13 protein-coding genes are annotated in these 16,663 nt (G+C 65.4%); 6 read left to right on the forward strand and 7 right to left on the reverse strand.

The features are described from left to right. Positions 1–104: 104 nt before the first annotated feature. Positions 105–1,391 (forward strand): metal-dependent hydrolase family protein, encoded by a 1,287-nt coding sequence (locus tag AC56DV_RS29745; RefSeq protein ID WP_496317812.1) that lies wholly within the window; start codon positions 105–107, stop codon positions 1,389–1,391. Between the two features lie 2 nt (positions 1,392–1,393). On the opposite strand, the gene AC56DV_RS29750 is transcribed toward AC56DV_RS29745, so the two are convergent. Continuing rightward, positions 1,394–2,401 carry an NAD-dependent epimerase/dehydratase family protein gene (locus AC56DV_RS29750; protein ID WP_496317813.1) on the reverse strand — a complete coding sequence of 336 codons (1,008 nt, stop codon included), beginning with the start codon at positions 2,399–2,401 and terminating at the stop codon, positions 1,394–1,396. A gap of 105 nt (positions 2,402–2,506) precedes the next feature. On the opposite strand from AC56DV_RS29750, the gene AC56DV_RS29755 reads away from it, so the two are divergent. Together AC56DV_RS29755 and glpD are read left to right on the forward strand one after the other, a co-directional pair. Further along, entirely contained in the window at positions 2,507–3,448 is a 942-nt protein-coding gene (locus AC56DV_RS29755; protein ID WP_496317814.1) for a LysR substrate-binding domain-containing protein, read from the forward strand. Between the two features lie 68 nt (positions 3,449–3,516). Next, entirely contained in the window at positions 3,517–5,055 is a 1,539-nt protein-coding gene (gene glpD, locus AC56DV_RS29760; RefSeq protein ID WP_496317815.1) for a glycerol-3-phosphate dehydrogenase, read from the forward strand. A gap of 43 nt (positions 5,056–5,098) precedes the next feature. On the opposite strand, the gene AC56DV_RS29765 is transcribed toward glpD, so the two are convergent. Next, positions 5,099–6,604, reverse strand: a complete 1,506-nt coding sequence (locus AC56DV_RS29765; protein ID WP_496317816.1) for a peptide MFS transporter — start codon at positions 6,602–6,604, stop codon at positions 5,099–5,101. Between the two features lie 312 nt (positions 6,605–6,916). Between AC56DV_RS29765 and ppnN the strand changes: the two genes are divergently transcribed. Further along, positions 6,917–8,287, forward strand: coding sequence for a nucleotide 5'-monophosphate nucleosidase PpnN (ppnN, locus tag AC56DV_RS29770; protein WP_496317817.1), 1,371 nt, complete (start codon positions 6,917–6,919; stop codon positions 8,285–8,287). A gap of 7 nt (positions 8,288–8,294) precedes the next feature. On the opposite strand, the gene AC56DV_RS29775 is transcribed toward ppnN, so the two are convergent. From AC56DV_RS29775 to prfB, 4 genes are all read right to left on the reverse strand, one after another. Beyond that, positions 8,295–8,861, reverse strand: a complete 567-nt coding sequence (locus AC56DV_RS29775; protein ID WP_496317818.1) for a hypothetical protein — start codon at positions 8,859–8,861, stop codon at positions 8,295–8,297. A 137-nt stretch (positions 8,862–8,998) separates the two neighbouring features. Beyond that, entirely contained in the window at positions 8,999–10,531 is a 1,533-nt protein-coding gene (gene lysS, locus AC56DV_RS29780) for a lysine--tRNA ligase (RefSeq protein WP_496317819.1), read from the reverse strand. A gap of 16 nt (positions 10,532–10,547) precedes the next feature. Next, positions 10,548–11,246: an HAD family hydrolase gene (locus AC56DV_RS29785; protein WP_496317820.1), complete on the reverse strand. Its 699-nt coding sequence runs from the start codon at positions 11,244–11,246 to the stop codon at positions 10,548–10,550. Further along, positions 11,247–12,351, reverse strand: a protein-coding gene (gene prfB / locus AC56DV_RS29790; protein WP_496317821.1) for a peptide chain release factor 2 whose coding sequence is annotated in 2 segments (ribosomal slippage) — positions 11,247–12,269 and positions 12,271–12,351 — 1,104 coding nt in all. Because the reading frame shifts where the segments join, the coding sequence is not laid out codon by codon here. A 411-nt stretch (positions 12,352–12,762) separates the two neighbouring features. Here prfB and AC56DV_RS29795 point away from each other — a divergent pair. Together AC56DV_RS29795 and AC56DV_RS29800 are read left to right on the forward strand one after the other, a co-directional pair. Next, the gene (locus AC56DV_RS29795; protein ID WP_496317822.1) at positions 12,763–14,802 is read left to right on the forward strand and encodes a bifunctional 2',3'-cyclic-nucleotide 2'-phosphodiesterase/3'-nucleotidase; all 2,040 of its coding nucleotides are present in this window, start codon (positions 12,763–12,765) and stop codon (positions 14,800–14,802) included. Continuing rightward, positions 14,799–15,833, forward strand: coding sequence for an alpha/beta hydrolase (locus tag AC56DV_RS29800; protein WP_496317823.1), 1,035 nt, complete (start codon positions 14,799–14,801; stop codon positions 15,831–15,833). Before AC56DV_RS29795 ends, AC56DV_RS29800 begins: the two co-directional genes overlap by 4 nt. Before the next feature lie 28 nt (positions 15,834–15,861). Here the strand turns inward: AC56DV_RS29800 and AC56DV_RS29805 are convergent, their stop codons facing one another. After that, on the reverse strand, positions 15,862–16,662 hold the full coding sequence (locus AC56DV_RS29805) for an alpha/beta fold hydrolase (protein WP_496317824.1): 801 nt from the start codon (positions 16,660–16,662) through the stop codon (positions 15,862–15,864). Between the last annotated feature and the right edge of the window lies 1 nt (position 16,663).

Here is a 16,663-nt window from a genome sequence, read left to right on the forward strand (position 1 = left end):
GTGCGGATGCGGGCAATTATAGTCCAATGAACGGCAGGCCCATTCCGCTTTGGATTGTAGTTATGCTACTCTTGCCGCTTGCTAAACTTTACGGGAATGTATTCATGCGCGCCAAGTCTGCCCTGGGTCTGCTGCTGTTGTTGAATGGCGCCGTTGCCGGCGCCGCCGTCCAAACCGTCGATTGCGGCCGGCTGCTGGACGTGAAGGCCGGCGTCTGGCGCGAGCGCGTCAGCGTGGTGATCGACAACGGCGTGGTCAAGTCGGTGGCGCCCACCGGCGCGGCCAAGGGCGATATCGATTTGAGCGGCAAGTCCTGCCTGCCCGGCCTGATCGACATGCACGTGCACCTGACGGGCGAGTCGCACAAGGAAGTGGAAACGCTGCGCATGAAGCTGAGCCAGGACGTGGCGGACGACGCCTACCGCTCGGTGGCCTATGCCGAACGCACGCTGAAGGCCGGCTTCACCACGGTGCGCGACCTGGGCGCGGGCGACGGCTTGAACGTGTCGCTCAAGCGCGCCATCAATAGCGGCGCCATCGTTGGCCCGCGCATGTACACGGCCGGCACCACCATCGCCACTACCGGTGGCCACGGCGACGGCACCAACGGCCTGTCGCGCGAACTGGGCAAGGCGGTCGGCCATCCGACGCCGTACGACGGCGTGATCAACGGCCCGGACCAGGCGCGCGAAGCGGTGCGCGCGCGCTACAAGGAAGGCGCGGACCTGATCAAGATCACCGCCACCGGCGGCGTGCTGAGCCAGGCAGCCAGCGGCCAGAATTCGCAATTCACGGACGAGGAGCTGAAAGCCATCGCCGCCACCGCCAAGGACTACGGCTACCGCGTGGCGGTGCACGCGCACGGCGTGGAAGGCATCAAGCGCGCGCTGCGCGCAGGGCTGGACTCGATCGAACATGGCAGCTATATGGACGATGAGGCCATCGCGCTGTTCAAGAAGCACGGCGCCTTCTATGTGCCCACCATCAGCGCCGGCCGTTACGTGGCCGATAAGGCCAAGGACCCTGAGTTCTTCTCGCCCATGGTGCGCCCAAAGGCGGCGGCCATCGGCCCGCTGATCCAGGCCACGTTCGGCAAGGCCTATAAGTCCGGCGTGAAGATTGCCTTCGGCACGGACGCGGGCGTGTTCCCGCATGGCGAGAACGCCAAGGAATTCGCTTACATGGTGGAGGCGGGCATGCCGGCGCTGGAAGCGATCCGCTCGGCCACGCTGAACGCGGCCGAGCTGCTGAACCAGGGCAACCGCCTGGGCTCCGTGGAGCCGGGCTACGCCGCCGACATCGTGGCCGTCAGCGGCGACCCGCTGAAGGACATCAGCGTACTGCAGCAGGTGCAGTTCGTGATGAAGGACGGCGTGGTCTTTAAACGCTGAATTCAGGCCATGCAGGCATCCTGCGGCCGGGCCGACGGCGCCAGCCGGACGTTGACCGCGCCGGCCAGCGCCGCCGGGCTGCCGGGTACGCCGCACACCAGCTCCGGCTGCAGCTGGTGGATGGCCAGGTCCAGCCAGCCGGCGGTGTCGCCGAAGCGGTAGCCCAGGCAGGCGGCGCGCGCGGTGTCCATCACGAAAGGGAAGGGATAGTCGAAAGGACTCAATCCCGCCTGCGTGGTGAGCGGCAGCGCGCGCACCTTCTCGCCCAGTACCGCGCCCACGCGGCGGTGCAGGTCGAGCGCCGACAGGGCGCCGCTGTCGGCCGCGTTCACCGGGCCGAGGAAGTCCTGCATGCCGGTCCACAGCAGGAAGTCGCTGGCCGCGTCCGCGCTGATGAAAGAGCTGGCCGCGCCGGCGTTGGCGTACAACAGGGCCTGGCCCGATTGCGCCAGCGCCACGTAATAGGCCAGGCGGCCGGTGAATTCATCGCCGCCCAGCACGTGGCCAAAGCGCACCGTCACCACCGGCAGCTTGCCGCTGCGGTACAGCACCGCTTCGGCCTGGCGCTTGCCCTCGGCGTAGTTCTCGTCCGCCACCAGCGGGTCGTTCCACGGGCATTCCAAGTCGACGCGCACGGTGCGCAGGTCCAGGTCCAGTTCTTCGAACGCGCCTTCCTGGCGGCCCAGCAGGCGCCGGTACACCTCGATGGTGGACGCCATCACGTAGCGCGCCACCTTGCCGGCAAACAGTTCGACGGCGATGGCCGCGTCCAGCGGCGTGTAGCACATCTGGTCATACACGATATCGTAGCCCTGGCTGCCGGCGAAGGCGGCGCGCATGGCGGCATGGTCGCGGCGGTCCACGCGGATGCGCTGCACACGGCTGCCGAAGCTGTCCGCGCTGCGGCCGCGCGTGGCCAGGGTGACACGGTGGCCGGCGTCCAGCAGCTTCTGGACCAGCAGTTTTCCGAAATAGCGCGTGCCGCCGATCACCAAGATATTCTTGTGCATGATAATCTCCTGTTAGTGTTGAATCATTGTCTCGCCTCGCGGATTGGCGATCAAACGAGAAAATTGCCTGTCTGAGAACAAGTTAAACTAACTCATGGAGTATGCATGGCCAAACCGCTGCGCAGCCTGTCGGGGCTGATCGACCTGGAATCGGCCGCCCGCTGGGGCAGTTTCAAGCTGGCGGCGGAGGAGCTGCACAAGACCCCGGCCGCTGTCAGCCAGCAAATCAAGAACCTGGAAGAGGAACTGGGCTTCGCGCTGTTCCTGCGCCATCCGCGCCACGTGGCGCTGACGGAGAAGGGGCGCGACTTTTCCGCCACCGTGGCGCGCGTGCTGGGCGAGCTGCGCACCAAGGCGGCGGCGCTGCAGAAGAGCGGCGAGGAGTGCGTGCTGCGCATCTCGAGCACCCACTCGTTCGCGCTGAAATGGCTGGCGCCGCGCCTGACGCACTTCACGCGGCTGCACCCGGACCTGGACATCCGCCTGCACGCCAACGACCGCAACGTGAGCCTGGAGGACGACAGCGTGGACGTGGCCATCCGCTACGGCGCCTACGAGCCGGGCGACCCCACCATCCTGTTCGACGAGCGCCTGGTGGCGGTGTACAGCCCGGACATCCTGCCGCCGGGGCGCAGCGAATTCACGCTGGCCGACCTGCGCACCCTACCGCTGCTGGACGAGGGCAGCAATGTGCACTGGGACCGCTACGTGGCCGCCAACGGCCTGCCCCGGGGCGGCTACAGTGTTTCGCGCGGCTACAGCCACTGGGGCGTGCTGGCGCAGGCGGCCGTGGCCGGGCAGGGCGTGGCGCTGGCCGCGTTCAGCATCGTCTACGAGGACTTGCGCAGGGGCGACCTGCACATGATCGCTGGCCGCTCCATTTCCTACCACTCGGGCTACCGCTTCCTGGTCAACATCAACAAGGAGCGCCTGCCCAAGATCGAGCGTTTCCGCGCCTGGCTAGTGGACGAGATGGCGGAAATGCAGCGCGCGCTGACGGCCTGCTCGTGCGGCGCGGGTGAGCCTGTGCAGGGTGAGCCTGTGTAACAGGGGTTGCCAGATTCTTCATAAATGGCGTATCTTTATCCTACGGCAACATATCGGATGACTGGGCAATGACGGCTGTGGGGTATGACATCGAGTGCGACCTGCTGGTGATCGGCGGCGGTATCAACGGCGCCGGGATAGCGCGCGACGCTGCGGGGCGCGGCCTGTGCGTGGTGCTGTGCGAGAAGGACGACCTGGCGTCGCACACCTCTTCCGCGTCCACCAAGCTGATACACGGCGGCCTGCGCTATCTCGAGTACTATGAATTCTCGCTGGTGCGCAAGGCGTTGATCGAGCGCGAAGTGCTGCTGCGCGCCGCGCCGCACATCATGCGCCCGCTGCGCTTCGTAATGCCGCACGCGCCCGGCCAGCGCCCCGCGCTGCTGATACGCGCCGGCCTGTTCCTGTACGACTTCCTGGCCAAGCGCGAGCTGCTGCCCGGTTCCAGCGGCATCCGCCTGGGCTGCCATGTGGCGGGGCGCCCGCTCAAGCCCGAGTTCAAGCACGGCTTTGTGTATTCGGACGGCTGGGTGGACGACGCGCGCCTGGTGGTGCTGAACGCCATGGACGCCTGCATGCACGGCGCCGCCGTCAAGACCCGCACCGCGTGCACGGCGCTGCGGCGCGAGGCGGGGCACTGGTACGCCACCCTGCGCGGCGCGGACGGCAAGGAAACCGTGGTGCGCGCGCGCGGAGTGGTCAATGCGGCCGGGCCGTGGACCGCCGGCCTGCTGGGCCAGGCGCTGCCGCAGCGGCGCAGCCAGCACCTGCGGCTGATCAAGGGCAGCCACATTGTCGTCAAGCGCATCTTCGAGCACGATTACGCCTATATCTTCCAGAACCGCGACGGCCGCATCGTGTTCGCCATCCCCTACGAGCAGGACTACACGCTGATCGGCACCACCGACCTCGATTACAAGGGCGACCCGAACCAGGTGGCGATCGATGCGGAAGAAGTGTCCTACCTGTGCGAGCTGGTGAGCCAGTATTTCAAGGCGCCGGTGCGGCCGGAGGATGTGGTGTGGACCTATGCGGGCGTGCGCCCGCTGGTGGAGGACGAGGCGCAGGACGCCAAGGCCGTCACGCGCGACTACCGTCTCGAGCTGGATGATACGGACGGTGCGCCGCTGCTCAGCATTTTCGGCGGCAAGATCACCACCTACCGCAAGCTGGCCGAGGAAGCGGTGGACCTGCTGTGCAAGGCGCTGGGCAACCGCAAGCCGGGATGGACGGCGAAAGCCTGCCTGCCGGGCGGCGACCTGTATGGCGACACGCCGCAGAACTGCGCCGTGCTGCGCTACGACGAGTGGCGCGACAAACTGCTGCAGCAGTACCGCTGGCTGCCGCGCTCCCTGGTGGCGCGCTACGCGCGGGCCTACGGCACGCGCATCCACACCTTGCTTGCCGGCCGCGTGAAGCTGGAGGACATGGGCGCGGAGCTGGAGCCGGCGCTGTACGCGGCCGAAGTGGATTACCTGCGCCGCTACGAATGGGCCGCGACGGCCGACGACATCCTGTGGCGGCGCTCCAAGCTCGGCTTGCATGTGCCGCCCGGCGCGGGCGCGCGGCTGACGGAATGGATGGCCTTGCATCCCTTGCAGGCATAAAAAAACGGCAGCCTCGGCTGCCGTTTTACATGGGACTGTGAAATTACTTCACGCCGTGCATCAGTTTCTGGATCAGCGGTGCGATCAGGAACAGCAGCACGCCGCCAGCCATCAGGATCCAGAAGCCCTGGGTGTAGGCCGACAGCGCGGTGGTGACCGACATGCCGCTTTCGCCGGAGGCGTGGGAAGCGAAGATGCCCGACAGGTTGTTGCCGATGCCGGTGGACAGGAACCAGCCGCCCATGCCCAGGCCGACCAGGCGGGTAGGGGCCAGCTTGGTGACCATGGACAGGCCGATAGGCGACAGGCACAGCTCGCCGACCGACTGGATCACGTAGACCATGAACAGGGTCCAGAACGGGATCTTGCTGTCGGCGCCGACCAGCGAGGACAGCGAGAACCACAGCAGGCCGAAGGCGGCTGCGTTGAACAGGATGCCCAGGCCGAATTTGCGCGGGATGGACGGGTTGGCGTTTTTCTTGGCCAGCAGCACCCATGCGGTGGCGATGATGGGCGCACAGACGATGATGGCGATCGAGTTCACGGTCTGGAACCAGGCGGTAGGGAAGGTCCAGCCGCCGAAGTCGCGGCGCACGATGTTATCGGCCAGGAAGGTGAAGGAGCTGCCTGCCTGCTCGAAGAACATCCAGAACATGATGTTGAAGGTGAAGATCACCATCATGGCGATGACTTTGTCGCGCGCCACGGCGCCGTTGCGGAAGCCTTCGATCATCAGCATGGCCGCCAGGATCAGGAACAGCACGGTCAGCACCACTTGCAGCTTGGCCGCGCCCACCGCCAGCAGCAGGTAGACCACGGGAATCACGGCCAGGGCGCCCAGCACCACGTAGAGCACGCGGCCCATGCCCATGGCGGCAGGATCGGGAGCGCCGATGCCTTTCAGCTGCGAACGGCCGATGAAGAACCAGATCAGGCTGATGATCATGCCCACGCCGGCGGCCATGAAGACCACTTTGTAGGAAGGCATGCCGTCCACGCCGAACACTTGCTCGGCCAGGACCTGGGTCAGCACCGGGGCGATCAGCGCGCCGGTGTTGATGCCCATGTAGAAGATGGTGAAGCCGGAGTCGCGGCGCGGATCGGCCACGCTGTACAGCTTGCCGACCATGGTCGAGATGTTCGGTTTGAACAGGCCGTTACCGACGATGATGGTGGCCAGGCCGATCTTGAAGACGGTGTCGTCCGGGATGGCGATGGCGAACAGGCCGGCGGCCATGAACACGGCGCCCACCAGGATCGAGCGCTGGTAGCCGAGCACGCGGTCGGCCACGTAGCCGCCGAACAGGGCCGCTGCGTACACCAGGGCCAGGTAGGAGCCGTAGGTGAGGTTGGCGCTGGCCTGGCCGGCCGCGTCGCCGCCGAAGAACTGGGCCACGATGTAGAGGACCAAGGCCCAGCGAATGCCGTAGAACGCGAAGCGTTCCCAGAACTCGGTCATGAATAGCATCCACAGCGGGGCCGGATGGCCCAGGATCTGTTTGAACTCGGGAAGTTTGACTTCCGGGCTCGGCATAGTTGCACCGCTCATGCGGCTTCTCCTGAAAAATTTTTTGATTAGATAAAAAAATATGGGACCGGACTAAGCAAGCGCGCTTGTAGCGTGGTTGCCGGTGGTCCGAGTCCCAACAGGGCGCCATTTTAATCTACCGCGCACTTATGTCCAGCAATTAGCTTGCTGCGCCGCAGCAATGTGGATAAACTCGCAACGCGTGTTGGCAGGCCGATAGGCGTTCCCTATCAAACTCCGGCCCCAAAGCGGCAGAGTTGTCGTATATTGGTGTCGCAGGCTCAAGAGTTGCGTTGTAGATTTGTTGTGTGGATCTAGAAAAGGAATGGCATCATGGAACATGACGTTGTCGATACCCTGATTTCCCCTGAAGGCATGCTGGAAGTGCTTTCCAAGGCGGAAGTAATAAAATTGCTCGATTCCGGCAAGGGCGGGCTGTACAACATCTTCCGCAACTGCGCCCTGGCGGTGCTGAACTGCGGTAGCACTATCGACGATGGAAAGGAACTGCTGGAGCGCTACACCTCGTTTGACATCAACATCATGCAGCGCGAGCGCGGCATCAAGCTCGACATCAAGGGCGCGCCGGCCATCGCTTTCGTGGACGGCAAGATGATCAAGGGCATACACGAACACCTGTTCGCGGTGCTGCGCGATATCGTTTTCGTCAGCAATGAAGTGACGGACAATCCGAAGTTCGACCTGAGCCGCACCGACGGCATCACCGACGCGGTGTTCCACATCCTGCGCAACGCCAACGTGCTGAAGCCGCACCTGAACCCGAACCTGGTGGTGTGCTGGGGCGGCCACTCGATCAACCGCGCCGAATACAATTATTCGAAGGAAGTGGGCTACCAGATGGGCCTGCGCGGCCTGGACATCTGCACCGGCTGCGGCCCGGGCGCGATGAAGGGTCCGATGAAGGGCGCCACCATCGGCCACGCCAAGCAGCGCACGCACCAGGGGCGCTACCTGGGCATTTCGGAGCCGGGCATTATCGCGGCCGAGTCGCCGAATCCCATCGTCAACGACCTGGTCATCATGCCGGACATCGAGAAGCGGCTGGAAGCGTTCGTGCGCGCCGGCCACGGCATCGTGGTGTTCCCGGGCGGCGCCGGCACGGCGGAGGAAATCCTGTACATCCTCGGCATCCTGCTGCACCCGGAGAATGCCGACATCCCGTTCCCGCTGGTGTTCACCGGCCCGGAAACCTCGCGCGAGTACTTCGTGCAGATCAACCAGTTCATCGCCGACACGCTGGGGCCCGAGGCGCAGAAGCGCTACAAGATCATCGTGGACGACCCCGAACTGGTGGCGCGCGAAATGCAGGCCGGCATCAAGGAAGTGCGCGAGTTCCGCAAGGCGCGCAGCGACGCTTACTATTTCAACTGGGCGCTGAAGATCGACCAGGAATTCCAGAAGCCGTTCGCGCCGATGCATGAAAACATGCGCAACCTGAGCCTGCACAAGAACCAGGCCACGCACTTGCTGGCGGCTAACCTGCGCCGGGCGTTTTCGGGCGTGGTGGCGGGCAACGTGAAAGACGAGGGCATCCGGGCGATCGAGAAGTACGGGCACTTCGAAATCCACGGCGACCCGGCCATCATGGGGCCGATGGACTCGCTGCTGGCCTCCTTCGTGGCGCAGAGCCGGATGAAGCTGGCCGGCAAGGCGTACACGCCTTGCTACCGTATCGTGCAGTAACAACTCCCTAAGGCCCGGGCGAGCGCCGGCTTCGCTGGCGCGCGCGCTCTGCTTTTTCTTCCGCGAGGCGGGCGTCCAGGCGGGCGTCGATGCGCGCAAGTTCTTCGCGCTGCTTGACGCCCAGGCGGGCAAACTCCTCGCGCTGCCTGGCTTCCAGGCGCGCAAAGTCTTCGCGCTGCTTCAGTATCATCTGGTTGAATTGCGCATCCTGCTCCACCATGCGCTGCCCGAGTTTGGTGTACATGGCGCCCAATTCCTCGCCCTTGTCGAGCGCGGCCAGCATGCCGGTGAACACTGTCGCGTTGATGGCGCCCACGCCGAGGATGATGGTGAGCGTGGACGTGATGGCGGTGATGATCATGGCCTTGTACAGGGCGGCGAGCTTTGCGTCGAGTTTCGCTTCGAGTCTTGCTTCGAACGCCGCAAGTCTCACATCCATTTCCGCCTTGAACGTGCTTAGCTCTGCTTCCATGCGGGCGCAGCGCGCGTCCATGCGGGCAAAGAAAACTTCGGCGGACATGCGAACATTGTCCAGCTTGGCGTCGATCTCTTCCCTGGTGGGCGGCCCGTTCATTCCCTCATGCTGCGCCGCGCCCCGCTGGGCGTCAAGCGAACCCGGCTGCTTGCTGAGGCGGCGCAAACGGACGTAAAAAAGCCGCCGGGCTTGCTTGCCGGGCGGCTTCTTGCGTGCGTCGGAAGATCAGTCTTCGATCAGTCTTCCTTGCGCAGGTGCGGGAACAGCAGCACGTCGCGGATATTCGGCGAGTCGGTGATGATCATCATCAGGCGGTCGATGCCGATGCCGCAGCCGCCGGCCGGCGGCATGCCGTATTCCAGCGCGCGGATGTAGTCCGCGTCGTAGAACATGGCTTCGTCGTCGCCGGCTTCTTTGGCCGCAACCTGCGCCAGGAAGCGCGCCGACTGGTCTTCCGCGTCGTTCAGCTCGGAGAAGCCGTTGGCGATCTCGCGGCCCACCATGAACAGCTCGAAGCGCTCGGTGATGCCTTCGCGCGTGTCCGAAGCGCGCGCCAGCGGCGACACTTCAACCGGGTAGTCGATGATGTAGGTCGGTTCCCACAGCTGCGACTCGGCGGTTTCCTCGAACAGCGCCAATTGCAGCGCGCCCAGGCCCGAGTGCGCATGCGGCTTGACGCCGAACTTCTTCAGTTCCGCCTTGATGAATTCCGCGTCGTTCAGCTGCGCGCCGGTGTAGCCCGGCGCGTACTTGTTGATCGCTTCCACGATGGTCAGGCGGTGGAACGGCTTGGCCAGGTCCAGCTCGCGGCCGCCGTAGGTCAGGGTGGCGGTGCCGTGCGCGTCGACGGCGGCCTGGCGGATCACCGCTTCGGTGAAGTCCATCAGCCACTTGTAGTCGGTGTAGGCCGCGTAGAACTCCATCATGGTGAATTCAGGGTTGTGGCGGATCGACACGCCTTCGTTGCGGAAGTTGCGGTTGATTTCGAACACGCGGTCGAAACCGCCCACCACCAGGCGCTTCAGGTACAGCTCGGGCGCGATGCGCAGGTACATCTGCATGTCCAGCGCGTTGTGGTGGGTGATGAATGGCTTGGCCGCGGCGCCACCTGGAATGGTGTGCAGCATCGGCGTTTCCACTTCCATGAACTCGTTCTTTTCCATGAAGCGGCGGATCGACGACATGGCGGCGGTACGGGCCTTGAAGGTGCGGCGCGTCTCTTCGCTCATGATCAGGTCGACGTAGCGCTGGCGGTACTTGGTTTCCTGGTCGGCCAGGCCGTGGAACTTGTCCGGCAGCGGGCGCAGCGACTTGGTGATCAGGCGCAGCTCGGTGACCTTGATGGTCAGCTCGTCGGTCTTGGTCTTGAACAGGGTGCCGGTCACGCCCAGGATGTCGCCCAGGTCGTAGTGGTGCAGCGCGGCCATGGCGGCCTCGCCGGTCAGGTCCAGCGTGGCGTAGATCTGGATGCGGCCGTCGGCCTTGGCGCCGGAGGCATCCTGCAGCGTGGCGAAAGCGGCTTTCTTGCCGGCTTCGCGTTTCAGCATCATGCGGCCGGCCAGCACCACTTGCACCGGGGCCGCTTCCAGCTCTTCGCGGCTCTTTTCGCCGTACTGGATGTGCAGGTCGGCGGCTTTGTGCTGCGGCTTGAAGTCGTTCGGGAAAGCCACGCCCTGTTCGCGGATGGCGGCCAGCTTGGCGCGGCGCTCGGCGATGATCTTGTTCTCGTCTTGCGGCGCTGCTGCTTGTTCTTGGTTATCCGTAGTCATGATTGTATTTGGTAGATTAATTAATTTCGGCGCGGTTTTCGGTATCGAACAGCTCGGCGATGTTCAGCTCGCTGAAGTCGCGCGCCACGCAGATCACGTTGTCGAATTCGGCAAAGGCCTCGGCCGGCAGGGTGGTGGTCAGCACCACCGCGCGCATGCCGGCGCGGCGCGCCGCTTCCACGCCCAGCGGCGCGTCCTCGAACACGATGCAGTGCCCGGGCGCCACGCCGCAGCGCTCGGCCGCCAGCAGGAACACGTCCGGATTCGGCTTGCCGCGCGCCACGTCGGCCGCGCCGACCACCGCGTTGAAATGCTTGCGCAGATCCAGGCCGTCCAGCGTGAAGACGATGTTGTCATTCGGCGCCGCCGTGGCCACGGCCAGCGCCACGCCGTCCGCCTTTGCGGTGGCGACCAGCTGGTCGAAACCGGGCACGGTAGCCAGGTGCGGGCCGTACAGCTCGCGGTACAGCGCTTCCTTCTCGGCGTCCAGCTCCGCGCTGCTTTCCTTGGTGATGTGCTCGCCCAGGTAGGTGCGCATGATTTCATGGCCCTGGCGGCCCGCCGTGGCGCGGAAGAACTCGTCCGCGTCCAGCGCATGGCCGCGCCGCTCGAAGAAGGCCAGCCACGACTTGGTGTGGAAGGCCATGTTGTCGACGATGGTGCCGTCCATGTCGAAGATGAAGGCGCGCTGAGGGTTAGCCGAATTCGAAGCCATTTAAACGCCTTGCTTGAGCGATGCCGAGATGAACTCGTCCAGGTCGCCGTCCAGCACGCCCTTGGTGTTGCCGGTTTCGAAGCCGGTGCGCAAATCCTTGATGCGCGACTGGTCCAGCACGTAGGAGCGGATCTGGTGGCCCCAGCCCACGTCGGTCTTGGAATCTTCCAGCTTCTGCTGCTCGCTCATGCGCTTGCGCAGTTCCAGCTCGTACAGCTTGGCCTTCAGCATGTCCATCGCCTCGGCCTTGTTGCGGTGCTGCGAACGGTCGTTCTGGCACTGCACCACGATGCCGGACGGGGCGTGCGTCAGGCGCACTGCGGAGTCGGTCTTGTTGATGTGCTGGCCGCCGGCGCCGGATGCGCGGTAGGTATCGATGCGCAGGTCGGCCGGGTTGATCTCGATGTCGATCGAATCATCCACTTCCGGGTACACGAACAGCGAGGTGAACGAGGTATGGCGGCCGTTGGCCGAGTCGAACGGGGACTTGCGCACCAGGCGGTGCACGCCGGTTTCCGTGCGCAGATAGCCGTAGGCGTGGTCGCCCTCGACCTTCAGCGTGGCGGTCTTGATGCCGGCCACCTCGCCGTCGGACTGTTCCATCACCTCGACCTTGAAGCCCTTGCGCTCGCAATAGCGCAGGTACTGGCGCAGCAGCATGGAGGCCCAGTCCTGGGCTTCGGTGCCGCCGGCGCCGGCCTGGATGTCGATGAAGCAGTTGTTCGGGTCCATCGGATTGTTGAACATCCGGCGGAATTCCATGCCTTCGATGACGGCCTTGATCTCTTCGGTGTCGGCGATGATCGCTTCCAGCGTGTCGTCGTCGCCTTCTTCCTTGGCCATGGCGAACAGGTCGGACATGTCCTTCAGGTCCGTGTCGGCCTTGGTCAGGGTCTGGACGATGGCTTCCAGCGCCTTTTTTTCGCGGCCCAGGTCCTGGGCGCGTTTCGGGTCATTCCAGACGGTGGGGTCTTCCAGTTCTTCGTTTACTTGCTCGAGTTTCTCCGACTTGACAGTGAAGTCAAAGATACCTCCGAAGTTCGGCTTCGCGGGTCGTCAGATCGGCGAGCAGGGCGGAGAGGGCGTTGATGCGTTCGGCTTCCATGATCTTGGTCTTCTAGTGGTGTAATCAAACCTTGGATTATACCCTAGAGGAGGCATGCTCTTATAGCGCATTTCGCTGCGCGCGCGGCTGCAGGCACGGGCTTGCTTGCCGTGCCGCGCCGGGACAGCCTCAAATGGTTTCTTTGGTTCTGGTTTGCATGATGAACTCATTGTCTAGTTGACAATCATCATAGCTGTATACCCCCGGCCCGGCAAAAGGACCTTATAGTGGCGCCCCTCTGTTCTGGCTCTACAAGGGCGGTGTGGCACATTGCGCGGTCAGGATAGGCGGAAATGGCCGGGGTTTGATCCAAACCGAATTCCGTAACGAATGGCGGAACCATTGCGAGCGAACTGGGCGGCGCGTATCATCGGTCGCTTCTGAAACTGTTGCTTTGCCTGCCCAGCCGCCATGCGCCGACTCTTGCCTTCACTTGTGTTCATTCAACTTGCTGCGTGCGGCACGCTGCCGGCCGGTTCGCCTGCCGGTGCGCCGGACGGCGCGCAGGCCACGCTGGCGCTGCTGGAGACGTCGGATCTGCACGCCAACGTGCTGAGCTATGACTATTACAAGCTGGCGCCGGATGCCTCGCTGGGTTTCGAACGGACCGCTACGCTGATTCGCCAGGCGCGGGCGGAGTTCCCCAACACGCTGCTGCTGGACAATGGCGACACCATCCAGGGCACGGCGCTGGCCGACTACCAGGCGCTGGCGGCGCCGGTGCGTTGCGGCGAGACGCTGGCGGTCTACAAGGCCTTGAACCGGCTGGGCGTGGAAGGCGGCGGGCTGGGCAACCATGATTTCAACTACGGCTTGCCATACCTGAGCCAGGTGACGGGCGCGCGTTTCGACGTGGACGGCGTGGACCCGGCCGCGCCGCGCTGCGCCGGGGCGGCGTTCCCGCTGGTGCTGGCGAATATCTACAGCGCGAAAACGAAGCAGCCGCTGTTCCAGCCGTTCGCCCTCATCGACAAGCGCATCAGCGCCACCGGCGCGAACGGCCAGCCGCTGCAGGCCACGCTCAAGGTCGGCATCATCGGCTTCACGCCGCCGGGCATCCTGGGCTGGGACAAGCGCTGGCTGGAAGGACGGGTGTACGCCGAGGGCGTGCGCGAGTCGGCGCAGAAATATGTGCCGCAGATGCGCGCGCAGGGGGCCGATATCGTGGTGGCGATCCTGCACGGCGGGCTCGATGGCGCGCCGTATACGCCGCAAATGGAGAACGCCGGCCTGTACCTGGCGCAGGTGCCCGGCATCGACGCGATGCTGCTGGGGCATGCGCACGAGGCCTTCCCGAACGCCGCCGGCACCGCGGCGTCCTTTAACCTGCCGGGCGTCGACAAGGCCAAAGGCACCGTGCATGGCGTGCCCACGGTGATGGCCAGCCTGTGGGGCAAGCATCTGGGCGTGATCGGCCTGCGGCTGAAGCGCGAAGGCCAGCGCTGGGTGGTCGACAAGGCGCAGACGACGGTGGAGGCGCGCGGTACGCTGCTGCCGGCGCAAGCCGCATCGGCTGCGGGCGGCAAGCGCTACGTCGAACCGCATCCCGGCATTGCCGAACTGGTGGCGGCGGAGCACGCAGCCACCATCCGCTACGTGCAAACGCCGCTGGGCAGCACCGATTTCCCGATGACGTCGTACTTCGCCGACGTGGGCGACGTGAGCGCCGTGCAGGTGGTGAACGAGGCGCAGGCCGCCTATCTGGCCGATTATGTGCGCGCCAATCTGCCGCAGTACGCGCAGCTGCCGGTGCTGTCGGTGTCCGCGCCCTTCAAGTCCGGCGCCGCCGGTCCGGGCGACTACACGGACGTGAAGCTGGGCGCCATCGCGCTGAACAACGCGGCCGACCTGTATCTGTATCCGAACACGCTGTCGGGCGTGAAGGTGGACGGGGCCGGCCTGAAAGCCTGGCTGGAGAAGGCCGCCAGCCGTTTCAACACCATCGACCCATCGAAGACTGCGCCGCAGGAACTGGTCAATCCGGGCTTTGCGGGCTATAACTTCGACATGCTGACCAGCCCGGACGTGCGCTACCGCATCGACGTGACGCAGCCGCAGGGCCGCCGTATCCGGGAATTGCGCTACCAGGGCAAGCCGGTGCGGGATACGCAGGAATTCCTGGTTGCGACCAATAACTACCGTGCTTCCGGCGGTGGCGCCTTTCCGGGCGTGGATGGCGCCAGCACCGTCTTCGCGTCGCCGGACGCCAACCGCGACGTGCTGATCGCCTACATCCAGCGCACCAGGGCGCTGAAGCGCGCCAGCCACGGCGCGGCGCGCAGCTGGCGCTTCGCCGCGGTGAAGACGCAAGGTCCGGTGGTGTTCCATTCGGCGCCCGGCAAGCTCGATCTGGCGCGCGCGGCGGGACTGGACAACGTGACCCAGCTGCAGGCCGACGACGGCGCCGGCAAGGGCCTGGCGCTGTACGGCATCGATTTGTCGCGGCCATGAGCGGCGCCGGCGGCGCCCTCGGCTGGGCGATGCGCTGTACCGCGCGGTGTACCGTGCTGAGTGCTTCGCTGAGTACCGCGCTGCTTGCCGCCGAGGCGGCTGCGGCCGATGCCGCGCCCCACACCGCGCTGCCGCGCGCTGCGACGCTGTCCACGCCGACGGGGGACGTGCAAGGCACCTTGATGGTGCCGTTGCCGCTGGGCTGCGCACCGGCTGCGCTGATCATCGCAGGCTCCGGCCCGACGGACCGCGACGGCAACAGCAAGCTGCTGCCCGGCGCGAACAACAGCCTGAAGATGCTGGCGCAGACGCTGGCGGAGGCTGGCATTGCCAGCGTGCGTTACGACAAGCGCGGCATCGGCGCCAGCGCGCGCGCCGGCGCGAATGAATCGCAGCTGCGTTTCGAATCCTATACCGGCGACGCCGCCGCCTGGGTACGGCAACTGAAACAGGAAGGCCGCTACGCGTCCGTGACGGTGATCGGCCACAGCGAAGGCTCGCTGATCGGCATGGTGGCCGCGCGCGCGGCGGGGGCGGATGGCTTCATTTCGCTGGCCGGCCCTGCGGAACGGGCGTCCGCGCTGCTGCGCCGCCAGCTCGCGCCCAAGCTGCCGCCCGACCTGGCCAGGGCCAATGACAAGATATTGACGGCGCTGGAGCGCGGCCAGCGCGCCGGCAGGCTGCCGCCCCAGTTGCAGGCGATCTACCGCCCAAGCGTGCAGCCCTACATGGCGTCATGGTTCAAATACGTGCCGGCGCAGGAATTTGCCCGGCTCAAGATGCCGCTGCTGGTGGCGCAGGGCACGACGGACATCCAGGTCGATACGCAGCAGGCCGCGCTGCTGAAGAAGGCGAATCCGGCCGCGCGGCTGCTGGTGGTGGACGGCATGAACCATGTGCTGAAACTGGTGCCGCCGGACCCGGCGCGGCAGATCGCGGCCTATTCCAATCCTGCGCTGCCGCTGGCCCCGGAGCTGGCCGGGGCAGTGACGGAATTCATTCACGCGCTGCCGCGCCGGCATTGCCGTTGATTCTCCGCTGAGCCTCCGCTCATTTCAGCTAACGCAGAAAGCCCGCCAGCGCGTCCAGCACGGCGTCCGGCTGCTCGGACATCAGCGAATGGCCCGCATCCACCTGCACCACCTTGCCGTGCGGGATGGCGCCGGTCAGCAGCCTGGCGGCCTTCGGCGGCGTCATCATGTCCCTGCTGCCGAAGATGAACAGGGCAGGGCAGCGCACCGCCTGCGCCGCCGCCTCGCCGTTGGCGTAAGCGTTGCAGGCGTAGAAGTCCGTGTAGAACAGCTGCTCCGGGTTCAGGGCCGACATGCGCTGCATCAGCCGCTGCGCGCCGCCCATCACGGAAAAGCCCGGGCCCGGGCAGGACGGCTTTTGCGCCATGCCCGAATGCGAGAAGATGTTCACCATGTCGATGGCCGCCCGCTCATTGTCGCGCGAGGTGTTCAGCAGCGCGTCAGACACCTTCATCGGATACGCCGTCCCCAGCAGCGCCAGCTTGCCGACGCGTTGCGGCGCGCGGTACGACACCTCCAGCGCAATCAGCGACCCCATGCTGTGCCCAACCAGTGCGGCCTGCGCCACGCCGGCAGCATCCAGCACCGCCAGCAGCCAGTCCGCCATCTCCTCCACGCTGCGCCGGGCCGCGCCCTTGCTGCGGCCATGGCCGGGCAGGTCCACCGCCAGCACGCCGTAGCCGTGGTGCGCCAGGTAGCGGCTTTGCAGCGCCCACACCGAATGGTCGTTCTGCGCACCGTGGATCAAGACCACCGTCGGCAGGGCCGCGTCGAAGGCCTTGCCACCGGTGTAGCAGTAGGCCGGTGCGCCATCAATATCGAACAGCATC

The sequence above is a fragment of the Massilia sp. BGA-UO-ETr-WB1 genome (genome assembly GCF_059567845.1).